The sequence below is a fragment of the Pseudomonas syringae genome, from assembly GCF_000737245.1.
Lineage (GTDB): Bacteria > Pseudomonadota > Gammaproteobacteria > Pseudomonadales > Pseudomonadaceae > Aquipseudomonas > Aquipseudomonas syringae_J.
Genome location: NZ_JPQU01000034.1, coordinates 163,469 through 175,661 on the forward strand (window position 1 = coordinate 163,469; position 12,193 = coordinate 175,661).

10 protein-coding genes are annotated in these 12,193 nt (G+C 57.5%); 4 read left to right on the forward strand and 6 right to left on the reverse strand.

Annotated elements, in window-relative coordinates:
• Positions 1-87: 87 nt before the first annotated feature.
• Entirely contained in the window at positions 88-1,851 is a 1,764-nt protein-coding gene (locus tag IV01_RS12865) for a cation:proton antiporter (RefSeq protein ID WP_032628562.1), read from the forward strand.
• Between the two features lie 136 nt (positions 1,852-1,987).
• Here IV01_RS12865 and IV01_RS12860 read toward each other — a convergent pair whose 3' ends face one another.
• The 3 genes from IV01_RS12860 to uvrD form a co-directional block, all read right to left on the reverse strand.
• Positions 1,988-2,395 carry an SMI1/KNR4 family protein gene (locus IV01_RS12860; protein ID WP_032628563.1) on the reverse strand — a complete coding sequence of 136 codons (408 nt, stop codon included), beginning with the start codon at positions 2,393-2,395 and terminating at the stop codon, positions 1,988-1,990.
• A gap of 132 nt (positions 2,396-2,527) precedes the next feature.
• The gene (locus tag IV01_RS12855) at positions 2,528-3,385 is read right to left on the reverse strand and encodes a Tim44 domain-containing protein (RefSeq protein WP_032628564.1); all 858 of its coding nucleotides are present in this window, start codon (positions 3,383-3,385) and stop codon (positions 2,528-2,530) included.
• Positions 3,386-3,733: 348 nt separating this feature from the next.
• Positions 3,734-5,917 (reverse strand): DNA helicase II, encoded by a 2,184-nt coding sequence (uvrD, locus tag IV01_RS12850; protein WP_032628565.1) that lies wholly within the window; start codon positions 5,915-5,917, stop codon positions 3,734-3,736.
• Between the two features lie 398 nt (positions 5,918-6,315).
• Here uvrD and IV01_RS12845 point away from each other — a divergent pair, with 398 nt between their 5' ends.
• Positions 6,316-8,817 (forward strand): putative bifunctional diguanylate cyclase/phosphodiesterase, encoded by a 2,502-nt coding sequence (locus tag IV01_RS12845; protein ID WP_050507541.1) that lies wholly within the window; start codon positions 6,316-6,318, stop codon positions 8,815-8,817.
• 292 nt (positions 8,818-9,109) lie between these two features.
• Positions 9,110-9,976, forward strand: a complete 867-nt coding sequence (gene hexR, locus IV01_RS12840; RefSeq protein WP_032628566.1) for a transcriptional regulator HexR — start codon at positions 9,110-9,112, stop codon at positions 9,974-9,976.
• Between the two features lie 88 nt (positions 9,977-10,064).
• On the opposite strand, the gene IV01_RS12835 is transcribed toward hexR, so the two are convergent.
• Both IV01_RS12835 and IV01_RS12830 read right to left on the reverse strand, forming a co-directional pair.
• On the reverse strand, positions 10,065-10,382 hold the full coding sequence (locus IV01_RS12835; protein WP_032628567.1) for a hypothetical protein: 318 nt from the start codon (positions 10,380-10,382) through the stop codon (positions 10,065-10,067).
• 45 nt (positions 10,383-10,427) lie between these two features.
• Complete coding sequence (locus IV01_RS12830; protein WP_032628568.1) at positions 10,428-10,760, reverse strand: hypothetical protein; 333 nt, start codon at positions 10,758-10,760, stop codon at positions 10,428-10,430.
• A 216-nt stretch (positions 10,761-10,976) separates the two neighbouring features.
• Here IV01_RS12830 and IV01_RS12825 point away from each other — a divergent pair, with 216 nt between their 5' ends.
• Complete coding sequence (locus IV01_RS12825; RefSeq protein WP_032628569.1) at positions 10,977-11,201, forward strand: PA3496 family putative envelope integrity protein; 225 nt, start codon at positions 10,977-10,979, stop codon at positions 11,199-11,201.
• On the opposite strand, the gene IV01_RS12820 is transcribed toward IV01_RS12825, so the two are convergent.
• A complete protein-coding gene (locus tag IV01_RS12820; RefSeq protein WP_032628570.1) occupies positions 11,155-12,105 on the reverse strand; it encodes a LysR family transcriptional regulator in 951 nt (316 codons plus the stop codon). The genes IV01_RS12825 and IV01_RS12820 overlap by 47 nt on opposite strands.
• Positions 12,106-12,193 lie beyond the last annotated feature (88 nt).

Below are 12,193 nucleotides of genomic sequence, written 5' to 3' on the forward strand. Positions count from 1 at the left end.
AGAATTTTTGCAGTGCAGTAGCTGAATTGCCCGTCGTCTTTGCGGCAATTCGGCTACCTGCGATGCGTTTCATAAGGAGCCGGACCCATGCATGCCATCAGCTTTATTCAGGATTTGGCGGTGATCATGCTGGTGGCTGGTGTCGTCACTATCCTGTTCCATCGGCTCAAACAGCCGGTGGTGCTCGGCTATGTCGTTGCCGGTTTCATCATCGGGCCGCATACCCCGCCTTTCGGCCTGATCCACGACGAAGACACCATCAAGACCCTGGCTGAACTGGGGGTGATCTTCCTGATGTTCTGCCTCGGGCTGGAATTCAGCCTGCGCAAGTTGTTCAAGGTGGGCGCGACGGCTTTCATTGCCGCGTTTCTGGAAATCACCCTGATGATCTGGATTGGCTACGAAATCGGCCAGTTCTTTGGCTGGAGCACCATGGACTCGCTGTTCCTTGGGGCAATCCTGGCAATTTCCTCGACGACCATCATCGTCAAGGCGCTCAACGATTTGAAAATGAAGAATCAGCCCTTTGCGCAACTGATATTCGGTGTGCTGATCGTCGAAGACATCCTGGGCATCGGCATCATTGCGCTACTGTCGGGGATTGCAGTGAGCGGCTCGGTCAGCTCAGGTGAAGTGTTCTCCACGGTGGGCAAGCTGTCGCTGTTCATGATCGTTGCACTGGTGATCGGCATCTTGCTGGTGCCGCGCTTGCTGGCCTATGTGGCGAAATTCGAAAGCAACGAGATGCTGCTGATCACCGTACTCGGCCTGTGCTTCGGTTTCTGCCTGCTGGTGGTCAAGCTGGAATACAGCATGGTGCTCGGCGCGTTCCTGATTGGCGCAATCATGGCTGAATCCCGCCAGTTACTGAAAATCGAGCGCCTCATCGAACCCATCCGCGACATGTTCAGCGCGATCTTTTTTGTCGCCATCGGCTTGATGATAGACCCGGCGATCCTGCTTCAGTACGCGTGGCCCATTGCCGTTATTACGGTGGCAGTGGTCCTGGGAAAGATGCTTTCCTGCGGGTTGGGGGCGTTTCTCGCCGGTAACGACGGCAAAACCTCACTTAGGGTGGGCATGGGGCTGTCACAGATTGGCGAATTTTCCTTCATCATCGCGGCATTGGGGATGACGTTGCAGGTCACCAGCGACTTTCTGTACCCGGTGGCGGTTGCCGTATCCGCCATCACCACGTTGCTGACTCCTTACCTTATTCGGGGCGCAGACCCGTTGTCTCATCATCTGGCGCGCATCATGCCCGAACGCATGTCCCGGGTTTTCGGCATGTATGGCGAGTGGCTGCGCAGCATCCAGCCGCAAGGCGAGGGTGCGCTTCTGGCTTCGATGATTCGGCGGATTCTGTTGCAGGTCGGGGTCAATCTGGCGCTGGTGATCGCGATTTTCTTCTGCGGCGGCTATTTCGCCGAGCGCATCGGCATCTATATCAGCGACTGGATCGGCGACGTGGGTCAGCAGAAAGCCTGGATCTGTGGCGCAGCGCTGTTGTTGTCGCTGCCTTTCCTGATTGCCGCGTATCGCAAGCTCAAGGCGCTGTCGATGTTGCTGGCGGAAATGGGCGTCAAACCCGAGATGGCGGGGCGGCATACGGCGCGGGTGCGCAAGGTGATCGCCGAGGTGATCCCTTTGTTGTCGCTATTGGTGATTTTCGTACTGCTGGCGGCTTTGTCCGCGAGCATTCTGCCGACCAATGAGCTGCTGATTTTGATCGTGGTGATTGCGGCGATCGTCGCTGCGGTGGCGTGGCGCTGGTTCATTCGGGTGCATACGCGCATGCAGATCGCGTTGCTGGATACGTTGGGCAATCATCAGGAGCCGAATGAGCATTGAGCGGCGATAGACCCCTGTGGGGGCGGTGCTTGCCCGCGATAAGGTCACTGCGATCCTAAGTGAAACCGCGTCCAGCCTTATCGCGGGCAAGCACCGCTCCCACAGGTATCGGTGCTTTAGGGGATGCGTCAGAAACTCAGCTTTCCAGCCAAACGTCCCGCGCCCAGTGCCACACCGATTCCCAGTTTTCTTCGGTAACCAGTTCTTCCTCGCCGGACCACAGCACCACGGTGCCGTCTTCTTCGACGCAGTAGTAGTCTTCGCCGTCCTGACAAATCGGGATCAGCTCACGGGGTACGCCTACGTCCCAAGCGTTGGCAGCAACGTCTGGCAGGTAGGTGTGCGACTGTGGGTCGGTAATGGTCACCGGCTCCAGGCTGCCGTAAACCACGTCGCTTACCGTCAGCAGGAATTCCTTGAAGACGAAGGGAATGTTGATAAACAGCTGTTCTTCGACCTCGACGAGTTGATCCTCGTCGGGCAGTTCAAGCGGAACCGGAACAGGTTCATTCGCTTCGCGTAATTGTTCAATGACTTCTTCCACGGCCTGGCTCCTCTGACTTGATGGCGCGGTTTATACAGTAGCGTAAAGCCTTTCTCAAAATAACTATCCGATCGGATAAAACAAAAACCCCGGACAAGTCCGGGGTTTTGCTCAAGCATGGAGCGCTCTGGATCAGCCGTTCTGGCGGATACCAGCAACCAGCCAAGGCTGATTCTCGCCCTGTGGGCGTTCCATGTTCCAGCTTTCGCTGAATACTTCACCTTGATCAAAGCGCGAAGTCTTGGATACGCCGCTGAAGGTCAGGGTCGCGATGGTTTTATCAGCGCGATCATCCAGGCCGTCCAGTTGCACGGTCAGATTGTCGATGTAAGTCGACTGGAAGCCTTCGCCCAGATCAGCGCGTTCCTTCTTCAGGAAGGCCAGCATCTGCGGGGTCACGAACTCTTCGATCTTGTCCATCTCGTTGGCGTCCCAGTGCTGCTGCAGCGACTGGAAGTGGCTACGAGCGGCTTCGAGGAAGCGGGTTTCGTTGAACCAGGCCGGAGCGTTGATCACCGGAGCGGCGGCTGAAGCTGCGCCCATGTCGCCGAACATCGAGTTCTGTGCAGGCTGCTCGGTGTTTTCACGCTGATACGGCACCGGACCAGCAGGAGTGGCCATTTGCGGGCCTTGCTGCTTGCGACGACGGGCCGCGATGAAGCGGAAGATCAGGAAGGCAATAACCGCCATGATCAGGATGTCGAAGATCTGCATCCCCTGGAAGCCGTCGCCCATGAACATGGAAGCGAGCAGGCCACCGGCAGCGATACCGGCCAATGGGCCGAGCCAACGAGAAGCACCGCTGGCAGCAGGGGCCGGACGGCCAGCAGCGTTAGGCGCTGCAGCAGGAGTGGACGGAGCAGTTTGGCGCGCCTGATGGCTTGGCGCGGAGCCCATGCTCTTGCCGCCACCGAAACGCGCAGCGTTGGCGTCGAGGCTCATGGTGAGCCCGATGCACAGCGCCAGAGCGATGCTAAGAAAACGTTGCATAAGGGTATTCCCGTTTTATGAATTGCACGCGCGCCATATTGCATAGGGCCTATGTGTATGGCTAGCGGCCAAATGTTTCCGGCTTTTACGTAGAAGCTTGCAGAGCCTGTAAAGGTTGGTCTGTAGGGCTTCGGTAAAAGTTCTGTAGGACGGATCGTCAGGCCTGCTCATCTATATGGAGCTGACCGGCGGTGGATTCAAGCGGGAGGGCGATAGAACCTTAATCGCATAACCCTGTGGGAGCGAGGCTTGCCCGCGATAAGGCTGGACGCGTTCACTTTAGATCGCGTCCAGCCTTATCGCGGGCAAGCACCGCTCCCACAGGTATGTCGGCCTACAGGCGGATCTTCAAATCGCTTCCAGCTTCGCATAGCCCATCATCAGCCACTTGCTGCCTTCGGCGAAGTTGACCTGCACCCTGGCCTGGGCGCCAGCGCCTTCGAAATTCAGGATCACACCGTCACCAAACACCGCATGCCTGACCTGTTGGCCGAGGCTGAAAGCGGTTTCCGGAATTCCCGTGCCGTTGAACAGGCTGCTGGTGCTGACTTTCTGTGTGCCGCCAAAAGGTCGACTGACGCTGTTGGACAAGCGCACTTCCTGAATCAGCAATGGCGGGATTTCCCGTACGAAACGCGAAACCTTGTTGTAGGTCTCGCTGCCATACAGGCGACGGGTCTCGGCGTAGGTCATCACCAACTGCTGCATGGCGCGAGTGATACCCACATAGGCCAGACGCCGTTCTTCCTCAAGGCGGCCAGGCTCTTCCAGGCTCATCTTGTGCGGGAACAGGCCTTCTTCCATGCCCACCAGAAAAACGTAAGGGAATTCCAGGCCTTTGGCGCTGTGCAGGGTCATCAGCTGAATACTGTCTTCGTGCTCTTCGGCCTGAGTGTCGCCGGCTTCCAGCGAAGCGTGGCCGAGGAACGCCGCCAGTGGGGTCAGTTCCTCATCCTCTTCGCTGTTCTCGAAGTTGCGCGCAGCGCTGACCAGTTCCTCAAGGTTTTCTACCCGGGCCTGGCCTTTCTCGCCTTTCTCTTCCTTGTGATAGTTGATCAAACCGGATTGCTCAATCACGGTCTGAGTCATCAGATGCAACGGCATCTCCATGACCTTGGCGGCTAGGTTCTCGATCAGCTCGACGAAACCACTCAGCGCCCCGGCGGCACGACCGGTCAGGCCTTTATTGGCGATCAACTGACGCGTGGCTTCCCACATGGAGACATCAGCATGGCGGGCGTGCTGACGTATCGCTTCGACGGTCTTTTCACCAATCCCGCGTGCAGGAACGTTGATGACCCGCTCCAGTGCCGCATCGTTGCCACGGCCTTCCAGCAGGCGCAGGTAAGCCATGGCGTTTTTGATTTCAGCACGTTCGAAGAAGCGCTGACCGCCATAAATGCGATACGGAATGCGCTCGCGCAGCAAGGCTTCTTCAAGAACACGGGATTGGGCGTTGGAGCGATAGAGAATGGCAATTTCACTACGCGCCAGGCCGGTCTTGAGCGCGCTCTCGATGGTTTCTACCACGTAGCGAGCTTCATCGTGCTCGTTGAAGGCTGCGTAGAGATTGATCAGTTCGCCGTCGCCAACATCTGTCCATAGCTCTTTGCCCATGCGGCCGCTGTTATTGATGATCAGCCCGTTGGCCGCCTTGAGGATGCTGGCGGTGGAACGGTAGTTCTGTTCCAGGCGAATAACTTCGGTGTCCGGGAAGTCAGACGAATACTGATGGATGTTTTCGATTTTCGCGCCACGCCAGCCGTAAATCGACTGATCGTCGTCGCCTACCACCATCAGGCTGTCACCGCCCTGAGCCAGCAGGCGCAACCAGGCGTACTGCACGGCGTTGGTGTCCTGGAATTCGTCCACCAGGACGTGGCGGAAACGCCGTTGATAGTGGGCGAGCAGGCCAGGGTTATCACGCCACAGGTCCAGGGCCCGCAGCAGCAGCTCGGAGAAGTCGATGACGCCGGCGCGCTGGCAGGCGACTTCGTAAGCTTCGTAAATGGATTTCATGGTGGTCAGGAACAGATCACCGCTGGCCTGAATATGTTTCGGCCGCAGCCCTTCGTCTTTCTGGCCATTGACGAACCACTGGGCCTGCTTGACCGGCCAGCGCTGCTCATCCAGACCCAACTCGCGGATCACTCGTTTGACCAGCCGTGCCTGATCGTCGCTGTCCAGGATCTGGAACGTCTGCGCCAGACCGGCTTCCTGCCAGTGCGCCCGCAACAGGCGGTGCGCCAGGCCGTGGAAAGTGCCAACCCACATGCCGGCCGGGTTGATACCCATCAGCTGTTCGATCCGGTGGCGCATTTCTGCCGCCGCCTTGTTGGTGAACGTCACCGACAGGATCGAATGGGGCGAGGCTTGCTCGACCTGGATCAACCAGGCGATGCGATGCACCAGCACACGGGTTTTGCCGGAACCAGCGCCGGCCAGGACCAACTGACGACCCACGGAGGCAGCTACGGCCTGACGTTGGGCATCGTTGAGGGAATTAAGCAGAAGGGAGAGATCATCGCGCATCGACGCATTCTAGGGTGCCGAGCGTAACCGGGCAAACCATGCTTTGTTCGGCGCGACAAAAGTGACCTGCGGTGGCTTATCTGGATAAACCAGTTTGAGGGGCCGCTGTCTGACACTCAGAGGAGTTGCGGTCTATCGTGGGAGCGAATTCATTCGCGAAGGGGTCAGTCAATCCAGTGCAGTTTCGATGATTGGGATATTGCCTTCGCGAATGAATTCGCTCCCACAGGTTCTGAGTCCGTCAAACCTATTGGGGGTTCAGCGAAGGCCTCCCGGCAAACCGAGATCCCCAACGGACGCAAACAGGTGGATTTAATGACGCCAGACAGTTTGGTCTCCCGCACGGCTTGTGTATGCTCCGATGCACGCTCAGAGCCTCATTATTATAAGAATCCGCCATGCCTTTCAGTTTCAGCGCCTCGGACGCCACACGCGTGAGCCGCGACTCCATTCGTCAGCAGTACGCAGGCCCCCTGGCCGTGGAGCGCACGCGCCTGCTTTATCAAGGGTCGTTGTTGCCCACCTTGTTGATGTTCATCAACGGGGCGGTCTGCGCTTTTTTATTGTGGAGTCCGGAGCGCTATCTGCTGGTCAGCGTCTGGCTCGGCTGGCTATCGGCGTTGGTGAGTCTGCGGGTCATCCAGGTTGCCGCGTTTCGCTCCGCAACACCTGAACGCCGTGCTGACCCGGTCTGGGGCCGAATGTTTCTGCTGGGCGCCGCGGTCAGTGGTCTGACGTTGGCCAGCGCGGCGTTGGTGCTGGTGCCCGTGGAGAACTTCCAGCAACAGGCCTGGGTGTTCGGCCTGATCGGTGCCGCGACGCTTTCTGCCAGCATCGCCTACGCCGCCAGCATTCCGGCCTTCCTGACATTTACCTTGCCGTGTCTGCTGCCGCCGATCGCTTATCTTTTCTGGGGCGGTGACATTCCGATGCGCGGCTGGGGCTGGCTGGGAATAACGCTGTTGGTCGCACTGATCGTGGTTGCCTGGCAGGTCAATCGCCTGATCCAGAGTGGCCTGATCAGACGCTTTCAGAATCAGGCCTTGATTGACGAATTGCAGCAGGCGCAAATCAACGGCGCGCAGCTCAATACTGAGCTGGGCCATGAAATCGACCAGAGGCGCAAGGCCGAGCTGGAGCTGCGGGAGGCTCAGGCCGAGCTGGAAGTGCGCGTCGCGTTGCGCACCAGCGAACTGGAGGAAGCCAACCTGGCCCTCAGCATAAGCCCGCCAAGGCTTGCAGCGACTGTGTTTGAAGCGGCCAGTGAAGGCATTGTCATTTTCGATCCGGACTACAACATCCTGGCGGTGAATCAGGCGTTCAGCCGCGTCACCGGCTACGAGCAGGAGGAGATGGTCGGACGCAAAGTGACTGACATCGCCAGTAGCCGTGATGCCCGCCGGCATTTTCAGACCATTCATCAGTCACTGGAACAGACCGGCAGCTGGCAGGGCGAGCTGGTGGAAACCCGTAAGAACGGCGAGCTGTATCCGCAGTGGTTGCAGCTCAGTGTCGTTCGAGATGTTGCCGGAAATATGAGTCACATTGTCGGCTTCTTCGCCGATCTGTCAGCTCGTCGCGAGTCGGAAGAGCGAATGCGCTACCTGACGCATTTCGATGAGCTCACCGGCTTGGCCAACCGCTCGCTGTTCAAGGAGCGTTTGCGCGAGGCCAATCAGCGCGTCCGGCAAGGCGGCAGGAGCCTGGCTTTGCTGCATATCAATCTAGATCGTTTCAAGCTTCTCAATGACAGCCTGGGTCATGAAGTGGCCGATCAGTTACTCAAGCAGGTGTCGCGCCGCCTGAGCAGCGCCATGCCGGAAGCCGACACCATTGCCCGATTGTCGGGGGATGAGTTCGCGGTGCTGTTTGACGCTTACGGCAATCTGTCCAGCCTCACCCGGGTGACCAGTCGCCTGTTGGCCAAACTGCGCACGCCCATCTCCGTGGCCGGGCATGATCTGGTTGTCAGTGCCTCGGTGGGGATCAGTCTCTTGCCGGATTCGGCGCGGGAGATATCCGCGCTGGTCAGCCAGGCCAATATCGCCATGCAACACGCGAAACATCTGGGTGGTAATAATTTTCAGTTCTTTACCGAAAGTTTGCAGGCCAGCACCCTTGAGCGTTTGCAGCTGGAGATCCAGCTGCGCAAAGCCATTGAGGAGAACCAGCTGGAGGTCTTCTACCAACCCAAACTGAGCCTGGAAACTGGCCGGCTCGATGCGGCGGAAGCCTTGGTGCGCTGGCGCCACCCTGCGCGAGGAATGGTGCCGCCGGGAGACTTCATCGGACTGGCCGAAGAGACCGGGCTGATTGGCTCCATAGGCGAAATAGTGTTGCGCGAGGCCTGTCGACAAGCCTGTGAATGGCAACGCCAGGGCATCGCGCCGTTGCGGATTTCAGTCAATCTGTCGGTGCATCAACTGCGTCAGGGCAAGCTGGTCAGCCTGGTGCGACAGGTACTTGAAGAAACCGGGTTGGCACCTGGCTATCTCGAGCTCGAACTCACCGAGAGCCAGTTGCTCGACAGCGTTGAGCACATCATCAGCACTTTCCAGCAGCTGCGAGAGTTGGGCGTGAAGTTGGCCATCGACGACTTTGGCACCGGCTATTCTTCCCTGAGCTACCTCAAACGCTTCCCGGTGGACTACGTGAAAATCGATCAGGCCTTCATTCGCGGCCTGGGCGAAGGTACCGAAGACGCAGCCATCACCCAGGCAATCATCGCCATGGCCCACAGCCTGGGCCTGAAAGTGGTGGCCGAAGGCGTCGAGAATCAGGTGCAACTGGATTTCCTGAAGGCTAATGGCTGTGATGAAGTGCAGGGATATCTGATCAGTCGTCCTTTGGAGGCGGGGGCGTTGGCAGCTTTGCTAACTCAGGACTTCACCAGTCATTGAATTGGCATACATTTCTGTAGGAGCGCACGAGCAACGCGAGGCCGCGATGGCGGTGTGACTCTTTTTTTCTGACACCGCGCTCCTACAGATTGGAATTCAGCTAGTTATTTCGTATTTGGTGAGAAGGCTATTGAAGGGGATGTCGGAATAATCCCACGTCGCCTCAGGATTTAGCCTTCAATTGCCGGTGTAAGAATGTCCATGGCGCGTTTAACTGGGCGTCCAGCAGGTCATGTAGTATAACTACAAAAAAGCTACATCCCGTCCCATGCACCTTTGTCGAGTCCATCCATTGAATCTGCTGCAGCACATCGCCCAGTCACGCCATCTGTTACGCAAGTCGGAGCTCAAAGTCGCCGACCACGTGCTGCTTGATCCTGCGGCTGTGATGCACAGTTCCATGGCCGATCTGGCGCACAATGTCGGGATCAGTGAACCCACTATCGTGCGTTTCTGCCGGGCCATTGGTTGCACCGGTTTTCAGGATCTGAAACTCAAGCTCGCGCAAAGTCTCGCGGCGGGGGCGAGTTTCGGGCAGTTCGCTATTCATGAAGATGACTCGGTCGCCGATTACAGCCTGAAGATCTTCGACACTACCCTGCATACCTTGATGGAAGTGCGCGAGAACCTTGACCCTCACGCCTTGCAGTTGGCTGTAACCGCCATGGCCTCGGCCAAGCGCGTCGAGTTCTACGGCTTCGGTGCGTCTGGCGCTGTGGCGGCGGATGCCCAGCACAAGTTCTTCCGCCTGCTGCTTAGCGCTGCGGCGTATTCGGATCCGCACATGCAAGCCATGTCAGCCGTGACGCTGGTGCCTTCTGACGTTGCGGTGTGTATTTCCCAGTCCGGGCGTTCGAAGGATTTGCTGATCACCGCCAATCTGGTGCGCGAGACCGGCGCTACGCTGATTACCTTGTGCCCGAGCCAGACGCCATTGGCCGAGCTGTCGTCAGTGAATCTGGCGATCGATGTGCATGAAGATACGGAAATTTATACACCGCTGACCTCGCGCATCGCGCATCTGGTGGTCATTGATGTGTTGGCAATGGGCGTTGCCATGGCGCGCGGTCCGAGCCTGGTCAACCACCTCAAGAGCGTGAAGCGCAGCCTGCGCAGCCTTCGCCTGTCACCCAAGTCGATCAAATCCCACGAGGATTGATGATCTGACCCCCAACGATAAGACTCCCGCCAGCTTCCGCATGGGTAGCTGACGAGAGTTGCCGATCTAAAAGCTATCGGGCTTTTTATCAGTTGAGAATTTCAACGTTTTCGATGCGGGTCAGCTCTTTGCCATCGTGGAAGATGGAGATGTGAGGTACGTCGTAGGTGCTCGGCTGCGAGAACGAGACCGCTTTTTCGGTCAGAACGGCCAGGCCGATACCTTTGCTTTCAAGTTGCAGCTCCAGCCGCAGACCCAGAGATTTGTCCTGAATGGCAGCGACTACCAGAGTGGCTTCGGTGTTGCTGTTTGGTACGGTAACAGTCCCGGAGACCAGTAGAGTCGGACCCGACAGGCCTGGCATTTTGTTGATGCGGGCGTACCAGTCTTTGTTTTGAATGCTCATTGTGTCGCTCCTTGCGTTATAAAGTCAGCTGCGTCCTGCAGCGCCTCAGTGAGTAATCTGTACGTTGTCGATATTCACCAGCAGCGCGCCTTTGTAAAAGATGCTCACTCCGGTGATATCTGCTCCGCTTGGTTGTGTGTAGCTCACTGGTGTCTCGAGGATCGCCGATTCATCCCTCTCCACTGGATTGGTGATGGCGTTTTTTCTGCTCTCGACCATGAGATCCAGGCTCAACTGGTTGCCTGCACCGGGAGAAGCGCTGCGAACCAATACGGCCTGAAGGCGGTAGGGTAGGGAAACAATGCCGGTGACTTTAAAAGTATTAACACCTGGCATTTTGTCGTCTTGCGCGTACCAGTCTTTGGTTTGAATGCTCATTGTTTAGCTCCGTGCTAATAAATAGTGTGTTTGCGTCCTGCAGGGCAACTATCTCAAGGGCCTGCTGCTGAAATGCAGTACATATCTATCGCGTTGTAACGGTGTGTTACGACGGCTGAGCCATGACAGGTTCACCAATTTGTCACGCACCCGCCGCCTTACCGTCACGACCTATAGGCATCCTGATACTCCCGAAACGCACTTGGGAGACAGGATATGCCTCGGCACTACGATGACTCGCAGCAGAACAGCACTGTAAAAACCCGTCGCCAGCAGGAAGACCAGCGCCGCATGGCTTTCCGCCGGGCGATTGAAAGCTATTCGGAAGAGCGCCGCCTGAACCAGGAGCTGTGCGATTACGACGATGGTCTTTCTGCGCAGCACTGGCAGGCGACTAAACCTCCAGCGGGCGACCGTCGAAACGTTCAACAAGCTGGCTGATCTGCGCACGTTCGGTGCGGATGAACGCCAGAAAGGCATGAGCAACCGGTGACAGCCGCCGGTCTTTGGCCTGCACCACGCACCAGCTGCGATACAGCGGCAGCTCCGCCACTGGCAACTCTTTGAGCAGGCCGGTGGCGAGTTCCAGACTGACCGCATGACGTGTCAGCAGGGCGATGCCCAGGCCAGCCAGCACGCTTTCTCGCTGGGCTTCATGGGCCGCTACCTCCAGCGTCGTGGTGAAATGCACGCGCTTGTCCTTGAAATACTCCTCGCAGGCTTTGCGCGTTCCCGAGCCGTTTTCCCGGATCAGCAGAGGGTAGGGTTCCAGATCTTTCAGGCTTAGCGTGCGCCCGTCGCACAGTGGATGGTTGGGCGGGGCGACCGCGACAATCGGATTGTTGAGAAAGGGCAGAAACTCCAGCCCCATGTCCTGAGGCACCATGGACATCACCACCAGATCATCCCGGTTGTCCGACAGTCGCCTGATCACCTGAGCGCGATTGACGACCGTCAGGCTGAGAATCACCTCCGGATACTTGCGCCTGAAGGCGGCGAATAGATGCGGGATGAAGTACTTGCAGCTGGATTCCACCGCCAGCTTGAGCTGCCCTTGCAGCGAACCCTGCATGTCAGTGAGCTGCATATCCAGGCTTTCCAGACGACCAAAAATGTCCCGGCTGGCGGATTGCAGCGCCTCGGCGGCCTCGGTGAGGTAGAGTTTTTTGCCGACATATTCAAACAGTGGCTGACCCACCAGTTCTTCCAGCTGCCGAATTTGCAGGCTGACAGCCGGTTGTGTAAGCGCCATTTCATCTGCTGCGCGGCTGTAGGAACGCAAATCACACACTTCGTTGAAAATCCGCAGCTGACGCAATGTCATGCGCATCAATGACTTACGCACTTTTATAGCCTCCCGCCAATAGCTGAAGCTCCAACTATAAGTCTTTACTTATACACATCCCAACTTTTACTCATTTTTGTTAATCCCT

What these genes read in the sequence shown, in the direction of transcription:
- IV01_RS12865 (WP_032628562.1), top strand. Translation starts at nt 88, where the DNA reads ATGCATGCCATCAGCTTTATTCAGGATTTGGCGGTGATCATGCTGGTG.
- IV01_RS12855 (WP_032628564.1), bottom strand. Translation starts at nt 3,385, where the DNA reads ATGCAACGTTTTCTTAGCATCGCTCTGGCGCTGTGCATCGGGCTCACC.
- uvrD (WP_032628565.1), bottom strand. Translation starts at nt 5,917, where the DNA reads ATGCGCGATGATCTCTCCCTTCTGCTTAATTCCCTCAACGATGCCCAA.
- IV01_RS12845 (WP_050507541.1), top strand. Translation starts at nt 6,316, where the DNA reads ATGCCTTTCAGTTTCAGCGCCTCGGACGCCACACGCGTGAGCCGCGAC.
- IV01_RS12835 (WP_032628567.1), bottom strand. Translation starts at nt 10,382, where the DNA reads ATGAGCATTCAAAACAAAGACTGGTACGCCCGCATCAACAAAATGCCA.
- IV01_RS12830 (WP_032628568.1), bottom strand. Translation starts at nt 10,760, where the DNA reads ATGAGCATTCAAACCAAAGACTGGTACGCGCAAGACGACAAAATGCCA.
- IV01_RS12825 (WP_032628569.1), top strand. Translation starts at nt 10,977, where the DNA reads ATGCCTCGGCACTACGATGACTCGCAGCAGAACAGCACTGTAAAAACC.